This is a genomic window from Gemmatimonas sp., from assembly GCF_027531815.1.
Lineage (GTDB): Bacteria > Gemmatimonadota > Gemmatimonadetes > Gemmatimonadales > Gemmatimonadaceae > Gemmatimonas.
The window spans coordinates 132,525-151,221 of the sequence record NZ_JAPZSK010000006.1 but is presented as its reverse complement, the minus strand read 5'-3'; the positions used below and the strand labels follow the sequence as shown (position 1 = coordinate 151,221).

The 18,697-nt window shown below is 68.4% G+C and carries 13 protein-coding genes; 12 read left to right on the top strand and 1 reads right to left on the bottom strand.

Annotated elements, in window-relative coordinates; all coding sequences use genetic code 11:
* The first annotated feature begins 28 nt into the window (after window positions 1-28).
* The 7 genes from O9271_RS08230 to asnS all read left to right on the top strand — a co-directional run bounded on the left by O9271_RS08230 (window position 29) and on the right by asnS (window position 12,409).
* A complete protein-coding gene (locus tag O9271_RS08230) occupies window positions 29-2,908 on the top strand; it encodes a M14 family zinc carboxypeptidase (protein WP_298268181.1) in 2,880 nt (959 codons plus the stop codon).
* Between the two features lie 478 nt (window positions 2,909-3,386).
* Window positions 3,387-4,634, top strand: coding sequence for a cell division protein FtsZ (ftsZ, locus tag O9271_RS08225; protein WP_298268178.1), 1,248 nt, complete (start codon window positions 3,387-3,389; stop codon window positions 4,632-4,634).
* Entirely contained in the window at window positions 4,631-5,902 is a 1,272-nt protein-coding gene (locus tag O9271_RS08220) for a M23 family metallopeptidase (RefSeq protein ID WP_298268175.1), read from the top strand. Before ftsZ ends, O9271_RS08220 begins: the two co-directional genes overlap by 4 nt.
* A gap of 157 nt (window positions 5,903-6,059) precedes the next feature.
* Window positions 6,060-7,943 (top strand): hypothetical protein, encoded by a 1,884-nt coding sequence (locus O9271_RS08215; RefSeq protein ID WP_298268172.1) that lies wholly within the window; start codon window positions 6,060-6,062, stop codon window positions 7,941-7,943.
* Between the two features lie 43 nt (window positions 7,944-7,986).
* Window positions 7,987-8,916, top strand: coding sequence for a signal recognition particle-docking protein FtsY (gene ftsY, locus O9271_RS08210; RefSeq protein ID WP_298268168.1), 930 nt, complete (start codon window positions 7,987-7,989; stop codon window positions 8,914-8,916).
* On the top strand, window positions 8,916-11,042 hold the full coding sequence (gene recG, locus O9271_RS08205; RefSeq protein WP_298269299.1) for an ATP-dependent DNA helicase RecG: 2,127 nt from the start codon (window positions 8,916-8,918) through the stop codon (window positions 11,040-11,042). The genes ftsY and recG overlap by 1 nt, the downstream gene beginning before the upstream one ends.
* A gap of 65 nt (window positions 11,043-11,107) precedes the next feature.
* The gene (asnS, locus tag O9271_RS08200; protein ID WP_298268165.1) at window positions 11,108-12,409 is read left to right on the top strand and encodes an asparagine--tRNA ligase; all 1,302 of its coding nucleotides are present in this window, start codon (window positions 11,108-11,110) and stop codon (window positions 12,407-12,409) included.
* Between the two features lie 131 nt (window positions 12,410-12,540).
* Here asnS and mazG read toward each other — a convergent pair whose 3' ends face one another.
* Window positions 12,541-13,407, bottom strand: coding sequence for a nucleoside triphosphate pyrophosphohydrolase (gene mazG, locus O9271_RS08195; protein ID WP_298268163.1), 867 nt, complete (start codon window positions 13,405-13,407; stop codon window positions 12,541-12,543).
* Between the two features lie 52 nt (window positions 13,408-13,459).
* Here mazG and alr point away from each other — a divergent pair, with 52 nt between their 5' ends.
* From alr to O9271_RS08170, 5 genes are read left to right on the top strand one after another with little or no spacing between them, the layout of a single operon-like run.
* Complete coding sequence (gene alr / locus O9271_RS08190; protein WP_298268161.1) at window positions 13,460-14,605, top strand: alanine racemase; 1,146 nt, start codon at window positions 13,460-13,462, stop codon at window positions 14,603-14,605.
* 13 nt (window positions 14,606-14,618) lie between these two features.
* Window positions 14,619-15,830 carry a phosphopentomutase gene (locus tag O9271_RS08185; RefSeq protein ID WP_298268159.1) on the top strand — a complete coding sequence of 404 codons (1,212 nt, stop codon included), beginning with the start codon at window positions 14,619-14,621 and terminating at the stop codon, window positions 15,828-15,830.
* Complete coding sequence (cdd, locus tag O9271_RS08180; RefSeq protein ID WP_298268157.1) at window positions 15,827-16,240, top strand: cytidine deaminase; 414 nt, start codon at window positions 15,827-15,829, stop codon at window positions 16,238-16,240. Before O9271_RS08185 ends, cdd begins: the two co-directional genes overlap by 4 nt.
* 25 nt (window positions 16,241-16,265) lie before the next feature.
* Window positions 16,266-17,525, top strand: coding sequence for a hypothetical protein (locus tag O9271_RS08175; protein WP_298268155.1), 1,260 nt, complete (start codon window positions 16,266-16,268; stop codon window positions 17,523-17,525).
* Complete coding sequence (locus O9271_RS08170) at window positions 17,522-18,697, top strand: hypothetical protein (protein WP_298268153.1); 1,176 nt, start codon at window positions 17,522-17,524, stop codon at window positions 18,695-18,697. Before O9271_RS08175 ends, O9271_RS08170 begins: the two co-directional genes overlap by 4 nt.

Below are 18,697 nucleotides of genomic sequence, written 5' to 3'. Positions count from 1 at the left end.
CGATGGTTTCCCTCCTTCCACTCCTCCCGTGACCCTCATCGTTTCGACGCTCCGCCGCTGTGCGGCGGGCCTCCTGCTGGCGGCGCCCCTCGCCGTGACGGCACAGCAACGCTCGCTCGATACGCGCGATCCGAACCAGAAGCAGGATCCCACCTACGAGCAGAGCGTGCGAGAGTGGCTCGCCAACCCGCGTCATTCGAGCCCGCTCGTTGACCACCTCCCGCTGGCGCCGGGCATTCCTACCCCGCGCGACGTGCTCGGCTACCACGTGGGTGCCCCACGCATTCTCACCCACTACGAGAAGCAGCTCGCCTACTACCGCGCGCTCGAGAAAGCCTCGCCACGCGTGAAGGTCGAAACCATCGGCCGCTCCGACGAAGGGCGCGAGTTGGTGGTGGTCTGGATCTCGAGCGACGCGAACATGCAGCAGCTCGCCGAGAACCGAAAGAACCTTGCGCGCATCGCCGATCCGCGCGGCATGACCGACGCGCAGGTGAAGACGCTGCTGGCGCAGACCAAGCCGCACTATCACCTCATGGGTGGCCTGCACTCCGGCGAAACGGGCCCGTCGGAAACGCTCATGGAGTTGGCGTATCGACTGACGGCCGAAACGTCGCCCATCATCAGTCAGATTCGCGAACAGCTGTACGTGTCGATCACGCCGGCGGCCGATGCCGACGGGCGCGATCGCAACGTGGACTGGTTCCTGCGCAACCAGTCCATGGCGCGGCCTGTCGCATCGGTACCGGCGGCCGGCGCCGCCGCGTCGAGTGATTCCGCGCGGCGTCCCACCACCAGTGCGCCGGCGGCTCCGGCCGCCTTCGGCGGGCCGCTCCCCTATTGGGGCAAGTATGTGTACCACGACAACAATCGCGACATCAACATCAAGCTGGTGCAGATGCGCGCGATCGTGGATTGGTACTTCACGGCCTTCCCGCCCATCATGCACGACCTGCACGAGTCGTTGCCGCTGCTGTACACCTACACGGGTGGGCCGCCGCAGAACCCCAATCTCGATCCCATTCTCTTCGCGGAGCTGCCATGGTTCGGCAACTGGGAGCTCGCGCAAATGACGAAGTGGGGGATGCCTGGCGTGTACACCCACGCCTTCATGGACGGCTGGTCGCCCGGCTATCTCGGCTCTGTGGCCTACAACCACAATGGGCTCATGAAGATGTACGAGACGCAGTCGGGGCGTGATCTCGACAGTGCGGCCATGGCGGCTGCGCGTCGTGGGGAAACGCCGGCCGCCGCGGCGACGGGTGGTGGCGCGCGCGGTACGGGCCCGGTGCCCACTGGCCGTGGCGGCGGACAGGATCGCGAATGGTATCGGGGCATTCCCATCGGTTTCAACGACGTGGCCACGTTCACACGCCGCTCGAATGCCAACTACATGCAGACGGGGGTGATCTCCGCCTTGCAGCTCGCGAGCATGTTCCCGCAAACGGTGCTCGAGAACTTCTACACGAAGACGCGTAACAGCATCGCGGATGGCCGGGCGCGTGCCCCGCACGCGTTCATCATTCCGAAGCAGCGCGACATGACGCGTGTGGCCGAGATGGTGAATCTGCTGCGCGTGCAGCGCATCGAGATCGGTCAAGCCACCGCGCCGGTGAAGGTAGGGAACACCACCTATCCCGCCGGCTCGTACATCATCAAGCGCGACCAGCCGTATGGACGCCTGGCCAAGAATCTGCTGGAGCGGCAGGACTACCCCGACGCGCGACTCAGCACCTACGACGACAGCGGCTGGAGCATGGGCTTCGCCATGGGCGTGGACGTGGTGGCGGTGGCCGACACCGGCATCCTCAACGCGCCGGTGACGAACGTCGACAGGGTCGTTCCGAAGGGCACACTCTCCGGCAGCGGGGGCAACACCATCGCCGTGGCGCACCTGGGCAGCAACCACATGGTCACCTTCCGGTACCTCCTGCGCCGCATTCCCATGAAGGTGGCCGAGGCGTCGTTCGCCGCCGGCGACACCACGTATCCGGCCGGCTCATTCCTCATCGAGTCGAGGCATGCGAATGCGGTCCGCACGCTGGTCGACTCGCTCGGACTCACGGCACGCTATCTCCCCTCGCCGCCGACAGTGCGCTCGCACGATGCCGACGTACCACGCGTGGCGATCTACTCGCAGTGGAGTGGCACGCAGAACCTGGGCTGGTACCGGCTCACCTTCGATGAGTTCAAGGTGCCCTTCGATCTCATCTACAAGGAGCGGGTGCGTCAGGGCAATCTGCGCCGCGACTACGATGTGATTCTTGTGGCCGAGCAGAACCTGTCGAAGAACACCGTGATGCAGGCAGCCGCGACCCGCCCGGTGCCGTACAGAAAGGATCCCACGTACAAGTTCCTTGGCATGTATGGCGAAACGGATGACATCACCGGTGGCTTCGGGCAGGCGGGCGTCGACGCCATCGCGGCGTTCCTCGAGGCGGGAGGCACGCTCATCGCCATTGGGGAGAGCGCACGGCTGCCCATCGAGTTCGGGTGGGCGCGTACCGTGGACAAGCGTCCGGTACCGGGGCTCACGGCGCAGCGCCCGTTGGTGGAGGCCACCATCTCGCGCCCCGCGCATCCGGTGTTCTACGGGGTCGGTACGACGACCATTCCCGTGAAGTACGTGGGCGGGACGCCGTTCACGGTGGGCATTGCCGACGAGGGGAACGTGCTGGCCCGCTATGTCGGTGGCGACAAGGCGGTGCTGTCCGGGCTCATGACCGGGGCCGACTCACTGCGGAACCGTCCGTTCGCCGTGGACATCCCGCAGGCCGTAAAGGGACGGGGGCGAGTCATCCTGTTCGCGAACAACCCGATTTACCGTTGGCAGAACCACGGCGAGTTCGGCATGGTCTTCAACAGCCTGATCAACTGGAACGACGTGATCGAGTCGCCGAAGCCCTGAGTCTCGGGACGCCGTCGCTCGGAACCCGAACGCAGACCCCGGAACTGGACAGGTTCGGGGGGCGCGTTCGGGTTTTGCGGTTCCGGGGGGCGCACCTCTGGCTGTTCGCCCATTCCAGAGCGGCGATATCACGCGCCTGCGAAGCCCACACGGCGAGGCCTCGGCGAAAGGTCACGAACCGTCTTGGTATTGGTGGTTGTGGATAAAGGCCGGCCCGATTTGTGACACGCACGGGGGCGATCAAAAAGCGCCAACTTCAACAAAATCCAGTGCTTGCGCGGCAGAATCGAACGTGTATTCTAGGGGAGTTGTCGCACCTCCAATCGCTTCGTCCACATTTGCACACGGGTCGGAAGCGCGGTCCACCGAAGCCGGTGGAGCTCGCCGCACCCGACCCGACGAACGCCCGGCTCCCCACCGCCGGCTCGTTCCCGACCTCCACCCCGTGCCCGCCAAGCCCCGTATGGAGCTCCCCCGCATGACCTTCGAGTTCGAAGAGAGCGCTTCCCAGAACGCCCGCATGAAGGTGGTGGGTGTTGGAGGCGGTGGCGGCAACGCCGTGAACCGCATGATCGAGGAGCACCTCGAGGGGGTCGAGTTCATCTCGGTCAATACCGACGCCCAGGCGCTCACGAACTCCAAGGCTGACGTCAAGATCCAGATCGGCAAGAAGCTCACGCGCGGTCTTGGCGCGGGGGCGCGGCCGGAGATCGGTCGGCAGGCCATCGAAGAGAACCGCGAAGACTGCAAGCGCGTCCTCGGCAATGCCGATCTGGTGTTCATCACCTGCGGCATGGGCGGCGGTACCGGCACCGGCGCGGCCCCGGTCGTCTGCCAACTGGCCCGTGAGGCCGGGGCGCTCACGGTCGGCATCGTCACCCGCCCGTTCCTCTTCGAGGGGCGCAAGCGCATGCGCCAGGCCGAAGAGGGGATCGCCGAAATGCGCAAGCACGTGGACACGATGATCATCGTGCCCAACGAGCGCCTGCTCGCCGTCGTGGGCAAGGGCATTCCCTTCCACGAGGCGCTCAAGAAGGCCGACGAAGTCCTGCTGCACGCCACGCAGGGCATCTCGGTGCTCATCAGCGAAACGGGCATGGTGAACGTCGACTTCGCCGACGTGCGCACCGTCATGCAGAACGGCGGATCGGCGCTCATGGGTACCGGCATCGGTCGCGGCGAGAACCGCGCGGTCGAGGCGGCGCAGCAGGCCATTGCCTCGCCGCTGCTCGACAACGTCTCCATCTCCGGCGCCACGGGCGTCCTCGTCAACATCACCGGCGGTGAGGACCTCACCCTTGGCGAAGTGCACCAGATCAACGACATCGTGCACGATGCGGTCGGCGATGATGCCGAAATCATCTTTGGCGCTGTGCATGAGCCCGCCATGATGGGGGAGATCCGCGTCACGGTCATCGCCACCGGGTTCGACCGGTACCTGCAGGGCGCCCAGCCGGCCGCCACCGCGACCAGCGCGTTCAGCCCTTCCGCTCGCCAGCCTGCTGCTGCACATTCCGACGTTCAGCCCGTTGCCGCCAAGGCGCCCTCCGTTTTGCCGTTCCCGTCCGGGACCCGGCCGCCGGCGAGACCTGCGGTGCCCCCCGCGCGTCCTGCGTGGGAAGGGGCTGTCCCTCGCCCGCCGCGAGTGCCGCCTGCGTCCGCATCGCCGAGTGCTGATCTCGACGATATGGAAATCCCGACGTTCATTCGGAGACAGATGGATTGACCACCACGCGAACGCTGCTCGTCGCCGCCGGTTGCCTGGGCATCGGAGCGGCTGTCATCGCGCTGGGACGTCCTGTTCAGGAGCGCCCCGCGGCCAGTGTTCTGGCGGCGGGGCCTCGCGTTTCCGTTGCCGCCCGCTGGCGGCTCAAGGTCGACACCATCCGGCGTGGTGAACCACTCACCGTCGCCCTCGAGCGTGCGGGCCTCGCACCCGAAGAGGCCGCCGAGGCGCTCCGCGTAGCCTCGGCACTCGACCCGCGAAAAGTTCGCGCCGGCACCACCATCACCACCAAGGTCGACCCCGATTCGGGGGCGTCCGAAGTGGTCCTGCAGTTGGCCGTTGATCGCGCCGTCCGCTTTACGCGCCTCTTCGGTCAGCCCTGGGTGGAGCGCGAGGAAACGCTCCAGTGGACCACCGATACCGTCGTGGTAGGTGGGGTGGTCACCTCCACGCTCACCGGCGCCTTGGCCGATGGCGCTCAGGCGTTTCCGGAACGGCAGCGCACCGAGTTGGCCTACGCCTTGGCCGATATCCTCGAATATCGCGTCGACCTCAGCCGCGACCTGCAGAAGAACGACTCCGTCCGCGTGCTCGTCGAGCGACAGACCGCCGAGAACGGCCTCGTGCGGCCGGGAGACATCATCGCAGCCCGCATTACCGTCGACGGCAAGCCGGTGGAAACCATGCGCTTCACGCAGGGGAATCGGCCGGCGTATTTCGACGGGGAAGGGAAGGCAATGCGTGCGGCGTTCCTGCGCGCGCCGTTGGCCTTCCGCCGCATCTCCAGCGTGTTCGGCCTGCGTCGTCATCCCATTCTTGGTACGCTCCGTCGGCACCAGGGCATGGACTACGCCGCCGCCGCGGGCACCCCGGTGCGCGCGCTCGGCAATGGCCGCGTGCTCTTTGCCGGCTGGAAGGGTGGCTACGGCAAGACCATCGAAATCCGGCACACCAACGGATTCGTCACCCGGTACGGCCATCTGAGGGCCATCAACGTCCGCTCCGGACAGTCGGTCAGCATCGCCCAGACCATCGGGCAGGTGGGGAGCACCGGTCTCTCCACGGCGCCGCATCTCCACTTCGAGGTCCTGGTCAACGGGGTGCATCGCGACCCGCGTGTCGCGCTCAAGAATCAGAGCGGTGAGCCGCTTGCGGCAACACAGCGACGCGCCTTCGAGGAGCTCAAAGCGCGGCTTTTCGCCGAGCTGGCGAATCCAACGCCACGGCTGGCTGTGCGTCCCGTCTCCACGCGCCCCAACGGCGACTGACCACCGAGCAGAACGACGAGACACGGCGTATCTCGTGTACCACGTCGTCGCCGCCGAACGACCGAACCAGCATGCGGGGCAGAGGAATCGCGATTCTTCTGCCCCGTGCCCATTCTTCGCCGCATGCCCCGCCTGACTCCCCCATGAGCTTCGTTCTGTGATTCGCTGGGTCGTAGCCATTGCGCTTGGTCTGCTGGCGGCCTGGCTCGCGTACGGGCTGCCGCTGCGCGCCGGCCGCACGTACGGCACGGCACGCCACTGGGCGCTGGCCGCCCTGCGCGCCGCGGCCGTGGCACTGGTGGCGGCGCTGCTCGTTGGCGCCCCCATGGGGCGCACCGTTCCCCGTGCACCACTCGTTGCCCTCGACGTGTCCGCGTCGTGGCGACGTGCCGTGGGTGACGAAAGCACCTTCGTGCAGCGCTGGCGCCAGGCCGTGGCAGACAGTGCGCTGCGCGCGCTGCCAACCGACGCCGCACTCGTGCTGGTGGGGGACTCGCTGCGCGACGCCACGGCCAACGAGGTCGCCGCCACGACACCACGTGACGGCGCGTCCCGTACGCGACCGGCCGTCGACCGGGCGGCATCACTTGGGCGCAGTCTCGTCCTGGTGACCGATGGGGAAGTCGACGATGCCGACGCGCTCCGCGAAGCGCCGCCGGGGTCGCGGGTGGTGCGCCTCACTACGCCGCCGCGCCGCGATGTGGCCGTGGCGGAACTCGTCGTGCCGTACTCGGTAACGGGTGGCGATACCGTCTCGGCGGCCATCACGGTGGTCGCGGGCGGCGTGGCCACGGCCGAGGGGATGCTGCGATTGCGCATGGACGGCAGCGAAGCCGCTTCCTCCCCGCTGCCGCCGTTGGCCCCGTTTGCCAGCACGCGCCTTACCGTCCCGCTGGTCGTTGCGCGCGGCGATCGCGTGGCCGTTGTGCAGGCGATCGTCGAGTCCACGGGTGACGCGGAAGGGCGCAATGACACGCTCGCCGTGGCCATGGAAGTGGGCGATCGGCCGTCGGCCGTCTTCGTGTCTACCGCCCCCGATATCGATGTGCGCGAAGCGCTCACCGTGCTGCGTGGTGCACTCGACGTGCCCACCCGCGCCTACTTGCGGCTGGCCCCCAATGTCTGGCGCGTCGAGGGGGCGTTGGCGCCCATTACCGAGGCGGAGGTCAAGGCGCGCGCTGCCACCGCGGGGATGCTGATCGTGCACGGCGATACCGCGTGGCGTCCCGTCGCCGGTGCCGCCACGGCCTCACGTGTGCTGTGGCTCCCCGCACCGCCCACCCAGATCGCGCGCGCCGGCGAACTCACACGCACCCCCGAGTGGTATGCGGCGGCGGCCCCGGCCTCACCGCTCATGGCCGCACTGGCGGCCTTGCCCTTCGACTCGCTCCCGCCGGTGACCCTCGCCGGGGCTGCGCGCGGAGACGAGACCGTGCTCACGGTGCGCCTGAGCAAGCGAGGCGAGGCACAACCGGCCATATCCACACGGTCGGCCGGCGGCATGCGCACGGTAGTCGTTTCCGGCTCGGGATACGCCGGGTGGGCACTGCGCGGTGGCCGCAGCCGTGAGGCCTTTACGGCGCTCTGGGGGGCCATCTTCGACTGGGCTTCGGCGGGTCGCGGTGATGTCCGTGCTGCGCGCCCGGTACCCGGGGTGATCCGCGCCGGCGATGCCGTATCGTGGCGCCGCGGCGGTGCCGATTCCGTGGTGATCGTGCGGCTGACCGCCCGCGGCGCGTCACTGCTCCCCGCCGCGCCGGACTCGCTCGTGCTGCGCTTCGGTGCCCGAGCCGAAACGGCCACGCCCGCGTTGCCCGCTGCGGTGTACGACGTGGAAACCGCGGGCGGGCGCAGCGTGCTCATCGTGAACGCGGCGCGGGAGTGGCTGCCCAAGGCTCCGGCTGTGGCCGCCGGGCCGCTCACCGCCGGCGCTGCCGGCTCCGATACACCGCGGCTCGCCGACGCCGGCTGGCCGTTCGTGCTGGCGTTGCTGCTGTTGTGCGCCGAGTGGATTGCGCGCCGGTCTTCCGGTCAGCGCTGACGCGCGGCTTTCGACTAATCCACCGACGAAGGTATAGAGGCTGATGGCTCGACTGTTCCGCCGAAAGGACGATGTGCCCAAGCGCTCGCTCTGGCAGCGCTTCAAGGATGTTGTCACCACCGACATGTCCGTGCTCTTCCGGGGAGTGGACGACGGCTCGCTTGAGCAGCTCGAAACGCTGCTCATCGAGAGCGACTTCGGTGTCCCCACGTCGCTGGCGCTTGTGGCCGAGGTCGAACGGCGCCACAAGCGGGGCGAGGTCAAGACCGAGCAGGAGTTCCGACGGGCGCTGGCCGACGGCGTGGAAGCGGCGCTCCGCAAGGGCAACAGCGATCCGGCACTGCGCCTCAACCCCGGTGGCCCCACCGTGCTCCTGGTGATCGGGGTCAACGGCGCCGGCAAGACCACCTTCATCGGCAAGCTCTCGGCGGCCTTCCGTGCTCAGGGAAAGCGGGTGTTGCTCGGGGCTGCCGATACCTTCCGTGCCGGCGCCATCGACCAGTTACGCGTATGGGCCGAGCGCTCGGGCGTGGACTTTGTGGGCGGTGCGCCGGGGAGCGATCCGGCGAGTGTCGCCTACGACGCCGTGGATGCCGGCATCACCCGCGGTGTGGATCTGATCATCGTGGATACGGCGGGGCGCCTCCACACGAGTGACGACCTGATGACGGAGCTGCGCAAGATTCATCGGGTGATCGGTAAACGGCTCCCCGACGCACCGCACGAGATTCTGCTCGTGCTCGATGGCACCATCGGTCAGAACGCGCTGTCGCAGGCGCGCACCTTCTCGGCGGCGGTGCCGGTCACGGGCGTGGTCGTCACCAAGCTCGATGGCACGGCCAAGGGCGGCATCGTCGTGGCCGTGCACGAGGCGCTCAACGTGCCCGTCAAGTATGTCGGGCTGGGCGAGCAGATCGGCGATCTCGAGCCCTTCGATGCCGGCGAGTACGCGCGGGAGCTGGTCGAGTCGTGATGTCGCGCGGTGACCCGGATGCGGAGGCGCGTCGGCGACGCCCGCCCGCGCGTCCGGCACCACGCCTGACGCTCGACACCCCGGTCACGTACCTCAAGGGGGTGGGACCGGCGCGCGCCGCCAGTCTGGCGCGCATCGGTATCATCACGGCCGGCGACCTGCTGCGCCATGTGCCACATCGCTACGAAGACGCCACGACCGTCACTCCCAGCGCGCAGGCCGACGTGGGGGCGGATGTGACCGTACTCGGCAAGGTCATCGCCAAGGGCGTGCTCCCCACGCGCAAGGGGCTGCGCGTGTTTCAGGCCGTGGTGCAGGATGCCAGCGGCATGCTGGAGATCGCCTGGCCAGGGCAGCCCTTTCTCGATCGCACCATCAACACGAACGACTGGCTGTTGTGCACCGGCCCGGTGCGGTTCTTCCACGGCCGTCGCCTGCAGCCGCGGGAGTTCGTCAATCTCGGTCCCGATGAGGAGGGGACCGGCGAGGGACGGGTGCTGGCGGTGTATCCCAGCACCGAAGGCCTGTCGGTGCGATTGCTGCGCGCCATGGTGCAGCAGCATCTCGACGCGCTCCTGCCGCTCGTCACCGAGCCGCTGCCGGCATGGATCCTCGACGCGGCGCAGGTCCCGTCGCTACCGCAGGCGCTGCGCATGGTACACCGGCCGACAAGCGTCGCCGAGGCCATGCAGGGCCGCGCCCGGTTGGCATACGAAGAACTGCTCTGTGTCCAGTTGCTGCATCGCAAGGCCAACCAGGTGGCACGGGCCGCGCGCAGCGGTCGGGCTTTCGAGAATCGCCGGGATCTCACCACCAAGTTGCGGGAGGCGCTTCCGTATACCCTCACGCATGCCCAGGTGCGTGCCATTCGTGAAATCGTGCACGACATGGAGAGCCCGCGTCGCATGCATCGCCTGCTGCAGGGCGACGTGGGGGCCGGAAAAACCGTGGTGGCGCTCTTCAGCGCGCTCCTCGCCATGGAGAACGGAGCCCAGGTGGCGCTCATGGCACCCACCGAACTGCTCGCCGAGCAGCATGCCCGCAGCATCGAGCGACTGCTGGCGCCGCTCGGCATTACCCCGGTGCTGCTGACGGGTCGGCAGGGCGCGCGCGAGAAGCGCGCGGCGCTCACGCGACTGGCCAGCCACGAACCCGTGCTCGCCATCGGCACGCACGCGCTGCTGCAGGAGGACGTGACCTTTGCCAACCTCGGGCTCGCGATCATCGATGAACAGCACCGGTTCGGGGTGGAGCAACGCGCCATCTTGGGCGCCAAGGGCGACGCCCCCGATGTCCTGCTCATGAGCGCCACGCCCATTCCGCGATCGCTGGCCCTGACGCTGTACGGTGACCTCGACGTGAGCGTGCTCGACGAACGGCCTCCGGGGCGGCACCCGGTCACGACCGTGGTACGGCCGGAGACCGGCCGCGCCAAGGTGTTCGAGTTTGCCAATAGCCAGCTCGACGCGGGTCGGCAGGTCTACGTGGTGTATCCTCTGATCGAAACGAGCGAGAAGATCGATCTCAAGGCGGCGACCGTCATGTACGACACGCTCGTGGGGGGCGTCTTCAGCACACGGCGCGTTGCGCTGCTGCACGGACGCCTGGCCGCCGAGGCGCGCGATCTCATCATGCGCCGTTTTCGCGACGGTGAGCTCGACGTGCTCGTGGCGACCACCGTGATCGAGGTGGGGATCGACGTGGGGAACGCGACGGTCATGATCATCGAACACCCCGAACGGTTCGGGTTGTCGCAGCTGCATCAACTGCGCGGACGGGTGGGGCGCGGGGCCGAACAGTCGTACTGCGTCCTGCTGGGTGATGTGGGCACCGAGGCCGCCGAGCGCCTGAGTCTGTTCGCCGCCACGGAGGACGGTTTCGAGATTGCCCGTGCCGACCTGAAGTTGCGCGGCATGGGCGACCTCTTCGGGGCGAAGCAGCACGGCTTGCCTGCGTTCCGCGTGGCCGATCTGCTGCGGGATGACGCCTTGAACGACACGGCACGCCAGGTCGCCGACCGGCTGCTGCGGGACGATCCGGAGCTCGAGGCCCCCGCCCATGTGGCGTTGCGGCACCAGCTCACGGTGGGCTATGCCCGCGCCCTCGACTACTTCCGGGTGGGGTAGCGGTGCATACTTCACGCGGCGCCGCCACTGCGCATTCTCTCGTTCAACCGCTATCCGCCGTCTCCGTGAACACGTCCACCACCCGCATTGCCGATCTGCAGCACCATGTCGGCGCCACGGTCACCGTGCGCGCCTGGGTCACCCATCTGCGCTCCAAGGGGAAGCTGGGCTTCGCCGTCGTGCGCGACGGTACCGGGGTCATGCAGGCCGTGGTGGTGAAGGCCGAGGTCAGTGAGGCGGCATGGGAGCAGTTCGGGCAGCTCACCCAGGAGTGCAGCGTGCTCCTCACCGGCGACGTGCGCGCCGATGCGCGCGCGCCCGGTGGCTTCGAGATGGGGGTGAAGGAGCTGGGGATCATCGGCACCAGCCCGCTCGATTACCCCATTCAGCCCAAGGAGCACGGCATCGACTTCCTGCTCGATAATCGCACCTTCTGGCTGCGCAGCCAGCGCCAGGTGGCGATCATGCGGGTCCGGCATGAGCTCGAACAGGCGGTACACGACTTCTTCTACGCGCGTGATTTCATCCGCTGCGACACGCCCATCCTGACGGCCGCCATCGGCGAACGGGCAGGGCTCTTCAGCACGGAGTACTTCGACGAGGGCACGGCCTACCTCGCGCAGACCGGGCAGCTGTACGGCGAGGCGCTCGCCGCGGCGCTCGGGCGCATCTACACCTTCGGCCCCACCTTCCGCGCCGAGAAGAGCAAGACGCGCCGCCACCTCACCGAGTTCTGGATGATCGAACCGGAGATGGCGTGGTACGACCAGGACGACAACATGGACCTGCAGGAAGCCTTCGTGCGCTATCTGGTCGAGCGGGTCCTCGAGCGGCGGCAGGAAGAGCTCAAGGTCCTCGAGCGCGATACCAGCAAGCTCGATTGTGTGTCGCAGCCGTTCGTGCGCCTCGATTACGGCGACGCGGTGAAGCTCGCGCAGAGCAAGGGCAGCGAAATCACCTGGGGCGACGACCTCGGCGCGCCGGACGAAGCGATGATCGTGGACGAGTACCAGCGCCCGGTCTTCGTGGTGAACTACCCGAAGGAGGCCAAGGCGTTCTACATGAAGGAGAACCCGGCCGATCCACGCACGGTACGCTGCGCCGACCTGCTTGCGCCCGAAGGCCGTGGCGAGATCATCGGTGGCTCACAGCGCGAGGACGATTACGACAAGATCCTCGCGCGTCTTTCTCACGAAGGACTGCCGATGGAGGCCTACGGCTGGTACCTCGACCTGCGCAAGTACGGCACCTTCACTCACTCCGGCTTTGGCCTTGGCCTCGAGCGTACGATCGCGTGGATCTGCGGCATCGAGCACATCCGCGAGTGCATTCCGTTCCCGCGCCTCATGGGGCGGATCGCGCCGTAAGGGGGAAGTGAGGTTGGAGTAGATAAGCCGCAGAACTGAGAACCAGGAACTGAAACTCCGAACAACGAACTCCCCCGGACATCACGCGATCGCCGGGGGAGTTCGAAGTTTGTGGTTCGAGTTGCTGGTCGTCAGTCCGACCGCTCCTCCCCTCGCTCCTCGCGCTTCACCGCATCCCAGTACCGGTCCTGTTCCTCGAGCGTCAGTTCGCGCAGGGGGCGCCCGTCGGCCTGGGCGAGCCGCTCCATGGTGGCATAGCGGCGTACGAACTTGGCGTTGGTGCGGTCGAGCGCCAACGCGCCGTGCACACCGGTCTTGCGGCAGAGATTCACCACCGCGAACAGCAGGTCACCCAGTTCGGCCTCCAGCGCGTCCGCATCGTGCACGGCACCGGTAGCGGGATCGATCAGCGCAGCCACCTCCTCCACCTCTTCCCGCACCTTCGCGAGGGGGCCGAGGGCATCATCCCAGTCGAAGCCCACCCCCGCGGCTCGGTCCTGCAGCCGGTGCGCCCGGTGCAGGGAGGGCAACCCCGCCGGCAGTCCCTCCTCGAGGGTCGAGCGCGCCGCCTTGGCCGCCTTCATGCTCTCCCAACTCCGCTTGATGCCGTCGCCATACAGGTGCGGGTGCCGCGTATGCATCTTCGCGATGAGCGCACCGGCCACGTCGGCCATGCCGAATGCGCCACGCTCTTCGGCCACCACGCTGTGAAAGAGCACCTGCAGCAGTAGGTCCCCCAGTTCGTCTCGCAACACGCCGTCGTCGCCGCCCGCAATGGCGTCGTCCACCTCGTGCGCTTCCTCGATCAGGTAGGGGCGCAGGGACTGGTGCGTCTGCGCCGCATCCCACTCGCAGCGGGCACGCAGGTCGCGCATGAGCGCCAGGGCGTCGTCCATCGTGCGCGGCGCAGGCACCGACCCAGGCACCGACCCAGGCACCGGCGCGGGCACCGACGGCGGCGAGGGCTCGGGAGCGAAAGGGGGGATGTCGGTGGACATGGGACCAGGGCGAGATGGGGCGTGACGAGGATGTGTGCTATTCTTAAGGGCTATGCCGCACTCCGCCCACCCCACTGCCCGCGCCTGGCTCGATGTAGACCTCGCAGCTGTGCGCCACAATGCCGCCGTGCTGCGTGCCCGCGCCGGCGTACCGCTGCTGGCCATGGTGAAGGCGGACAGCTACGGCATTGGCGCCATCGCCGTGTGCCGCGCGCTCGGCGTGGCCTTCCGTGATCAGCCGTCCCGTGACGACGCCCCGTGGGGGGTCGGCATTGCCAGCCTCGACGAGGCCGAGGCCCTGCGTGACGCCGGCTGCCGTGGCCGCATCGTCTGCCTGCAACCGCTGCTGCCAACGGAGCTATCGCGCGCGGCCTCCCTCCACGTCACGCCGTCGCTGCACGTTGGCGCCGATGTCGCCGCCTGGCGCTCCCTGACCATGGCCCCGTATCACCTGTCCATCGATACCGGCATGGCGCGCGCCGGGGTCCGCTGGGACCGTGTCGCCGCCCTGCGTGACGCGGTGGCGGCTGCCCCTCCCGAGGGCGTCTTCACGCACTTCCATTCCGCCGACGAATCGCTCCCGTCGCGCGACGAACAGGACGAGCGCTTCGCGGCGTCCCTGGCAACGCTGGCCGATGTGCTGTCACCCGGCGTATTGCGGCACAGCGACAACAGCGGCGGCATCGCCAGCCGCTCCCACGGATCCCCGGGCCATCTCGCCCGTCCTGGGATTGCCCTCTACGCGGGGATGTTCGACCAGCAGTTGGGGCTGCTGCCGGTGGTGCACCTGCGGGCGCGCGTCATCGACCTCCGGGATGTGCACCCGGGGGAGTCGGTCTCGTACGGGGCCACCTGGCGCGCCGCAGGCATGCGGCGCATCGCCACCCTCGCCTGTGGCTACGCCGATGGGTACCGCCGGCATCTTTCCAACGTCGGCACGGTACTGATCAACGGGACGCGCTGCTCCGTCGTCGGTCGGGTCACCATGGACATGGTCATGATTGACGTGACGGGGGTCCCCTGCGACATCGGTCAGGTGGCCACGCTCATCGGTCGGGACGGGGCCGACCTCCTCACGGTGGGCATGGTGGCGGACGCCGGCGGGGTGTCACCGTACGAGCTGCTCACCGGTCTCTCGCAGCGTGTGCCACCGGTGTACCACGATGCGCTGCCTGTTCCCGTTGCTTTTCCTTCCTGATTCGCTCCGTTGCATGTCTGCCACGCCGCCAACCGACATTCCGCACGCCGACCCGGCGTTGCGCCGCGCCCTGCTCCTCGTGCTTGATGGCGTGGGGTGCGGCGAGGCACCGGATACGGCGGCCTACGGCGACACCGGCAGCGATACCATCGGCAACATTGCCCGTGCCGTGGGAGGGCTCACGCTGCCCAACCTGCAGCGACTCGGCCTTGGCAACGCCACGCACATCGCCGGGGTGCCGCCGGCCGTGCACCCCGTGGGCGCGTACGGGGTCATGCTGCCGCGCTCTGCCGGGAAGGACTCCACCACCGGGCACTGGGAGCTGGCCGGGCTGCATCTCGAGCGCCCCTTTCCCACCTACCCCAACGGCTTTCCGCCGGCGGTGATCGACGCGTTCGTTGCCGCCACCGGCCGACCGGTCATCGCCAACTGCGTCGCCAGCGGGACGGCCGTCATCGCGCAATTCGCCGAGGAGCAGCAGCAGCGCGGGGCGTGGATCGTGTACACCAGCGCCGACTCTGTTTTCCAGATTGCGGCACACGAGCAGTGGATTCCGCTGGACGAGCTCTACCGTGCCTGCGAGGTCGCGCGGCGGCAACTGGTGGCGCCGCACGACGTATCCCGGGTCATTGCGCGTCCCTTCGTGGGAACCCCAGGGGCGTGGCAGCGGACCGCGAACCGGCGGGACTATTCCATTCAGCCGCCCGGGGTGACCCTGCTCGACGTGCTCGAAGCTGCGGGCGTGCCCAGGGCGGGGGTAGGCAAGGTGGACGACCTGTTCGCCGGGCGAGCCATCCGGTCGCAGCACACGACCAACAACGTGGCAGGGCTCGAGGCCATTCGCCGGTGGCTGGATACGGCGCCGCGTGGGTTCTGCTTCGCCAACTTGGTAGATTTCGACCAGCTCTTCGGGCATCGGAATGATGTCCGGGGTTTTCAGGGAGCGCTCGAGGCGTTCGACCGGGCACTCCCGTCACTGCTTGCGTCCCTGCGGGAGGACGACCTGCTGTTCATCACGGCTGACCACGGCAACGACCCCACCACGCCATCCACGGACCACGCGCGCGAGCGCGTGCCGTTGCTGGTGGCGGGAGCGCGCGTGCGTGGAGGCCCGCTGGGAACGCGGGACACCTTCTCCGATCTCGGTGCCACAGTGGCCGACTGGTTCGGGCAATCCTGGCGCGGCCGCGGGACCTCGTTCCTCCCCCAGCTCGTGTCCGCGTGAGCACGCTGCCCCCCGAGCTCGAGCGGCTGCGCGCTGTGGCGGATGCGGCGCGTGCCAATGCCTGGGCGCCGTACTCGCAGTTCCCGGTTGGCGCCGCACTGGAAGCCGCTGATGGCCGCGTGTTCGGCGGCTGTAACGTGGAGAATGCCTCGTACCCGGCAGGCACCTGTGCCGAACGGGTAGCGTTGGGAACGGCCGTTGCCGCGGGGGCGCGTGGGTTCGTGCGGGTGGTCATTACGTCCACGCAGCACGATCCCACCCCGCCGTGTGGGATCTGTCGTCAGGCGCTGGTGGAATTCGCCCCCGCGCTGGAAGTCTACGCCGTGACGCCCGATGGGCGCGCGGCTCGCTGGTCGCTGGCCGAGCTGCTGCCGGCACCGTTCACGCCTGCATCACTCGAGAATGTCTGAAGGCGGTCGTTGGTCGTGGGCGCGCATGCGCGCTCCGTTGCTGGTGTTGGCGCTCTGCGCGACTTCGGTTGCCGCAGCGGCCTGCACCGAGAACCTCGACGGGGGCGCCGGCTGTCCGTCGCTGTGCCCGGAGGAGTCCGAGCGCTTCCGCGACACCACGTTCGAAGCGCTGGAGATCGACTCGTCGCTGGCGGGCTATCCCACCCTCGGGTTGTCCAACAACCTGTTGCTCGCCAATCGACCCGACACCCTGGTCACACGCGCCATCCTGCGCTTCGATGTGCTCACGACGTCGTTCCTCCCGAACGGCACCGGTACACTCGACTCCATCACCACGGTCGACTCGGTCTTCCTCAAGTTGCCGCTCGACAGCACCGGTCGGCGTGGCGGCAACCCGGTCACACTCGAAGCGTACGATGTCGACACCACGGCCAGCGACACCGTGCCGGCGGTGCTGCGTTCGCTCTTCCGCCCCGACCGTCGTATCGGCACGCTCACGCTCACGCCGTCGAGCACCGGCGACACCATTCGGGTGCCGCTCAGCCGCACCTTCATGCAGGCCAGAATTGCGGCGAAGTCGCGTGTGCGGGTTGGCCTGCGTCTCACCGGGAGTGCCGGGCAGCTGCGCCTGCGCGCCTTCATACTCGGCTTCGGGGCGCCCACGCTGCAGTTCGATCCGGCCTCGGATACCACCTACCGGCCCGTCACCCTGACTACGCAGACAACGCTGTCGGGGGCCGAAGGCGAGGTGAATCTCGCGTACAGCCTGTACGCGCTCACCGACATCGGCTCACCTCCGCCGGGCCCCAACACCCTCGTCGTGGGCGGCTACCCCGCGTATCGCACGTACATGCGCTTCAACGTGCCGCGTCGTATCTCCGACTCGAGCACCATCGTGCGCGCCGACCTGCTGCTCACCCAGCAGCGCAGCCGCTTCGGCAACGTGCGCGACTCCGTCGCGGTGTTTCCGCTCGTGCCCACCGCCACCGCCGATGTGTCGGACCTGCGGCGCATTCTCGACCTCACGGCCGAAGGGACGCTGTTGGGAGTCGACACCACGCGCTTCGTACCCGGCGACAGTGGGGTCCGCTCACTCAACGTCCTCGGGCTTGCGCGCTCGTGGCGGTTGCAGGCGCCCACCGTGCCTCGCGGACTGGCGCTGCGCATCGCCCTCGAGGGGGCACAGCCCGCGGAACTGCGCTTCTTCAGCCGCACGGCGGCCCCCGCGCTCCGCCCCAAGCTGCGCATCACCTACCTGCCGAAGTCGGAGTTCGTCCTGCCATGAATCGCGCAATGCTGCTGACGAACCACCGCATCCGTACCGGCGTGGCGGCCACGATGCTTATCGCGGGCAGTCTCGCGGTGCCGGGTATCGCGGGTGCGCAGGGCTCCTTGAGTGCGCTGGGGTTCGGCTACCCGGTGAACGGCATGAGCATCCGCGCATCCGGCACGGCCGGTGCCTTCGGCGACATCGACCCGTTGTCGCCCATCAACCCGGCGGCCCTCGGTGGCATTGCGCGCACCGTGCTCAGTGCGCAGGCCGAGCCCGAATATCGGCGGCTGACGGTGGGCGGTGTCACCGAGCGCACGGCGTCACAGCGCATCCCGCTGCTGGCGGTCATCTTCCCCGCCGCGCGCGGCGTGGCGGTGGGCTTCAGTGCCCGCGGCTTCCTCGATCGGTCGTACACCACCACCACCAGAGGCACAGCCGACGTGGACGGCGCCTCGCTCTCCACCAATGAACAGCTCACCATGCGCGGCGCCATCGGTGACATCCGCGGTGCGGTGGGGTGGCAGATCGGCAACTGGGCGCGCGTGGGGCTTGGCGGTCACATCTTCACCGGCGAGAACACCGGTGTCCGCGAACGCACGTTCGCCGACACGTTGCGTTTCGGCAGCACCCTCGACTCGTCGCGCGTCACGTACATCGGGACCGCCGTGTCCATCGGTGGCGAGATTCGCCTCTTCAAGGGGCTGGCCGCGGCCGCCAGTTACCGGGCGGGCAATCGCTTCGAGGCCCGTATCCGCGACACCACCCGCGCCGCGGGCAACGTGCCGGCCCGCCTGGGCGGGACGTTGCGCTACGACGGCATCACCGGGTCGTCGTTTGCCGTGGGGTTCGAACAGGTGAACTGGTCGGCCATGCAGTCCATGGCATCGTCGCGCACGCGCGCCCATGACGCGCTCAACCTGTTTGGCGGCGCTGAGGTGGCGGGTCCGCGCCTGCGCGGCGTGCCGCTGCTGCTGCGCGCCGGGTATGCCCGCACCGATCTGCCCTTCAGCACGACCTCAGCGCCGGTGCGTGAGATTCGCCTCAGCGGTGGTCTCGGTTTCCCCCTCGCGCGCGACGCCGCGGCCATCGACTTCTCCCTGCAGCGTGCCACCCGCTCGCTCGCCGGATCCGCGGCCCGCGAGGCGGCGTGGCTCCTCGGCGTCGGCATTCAGGTGCGCCCCTGA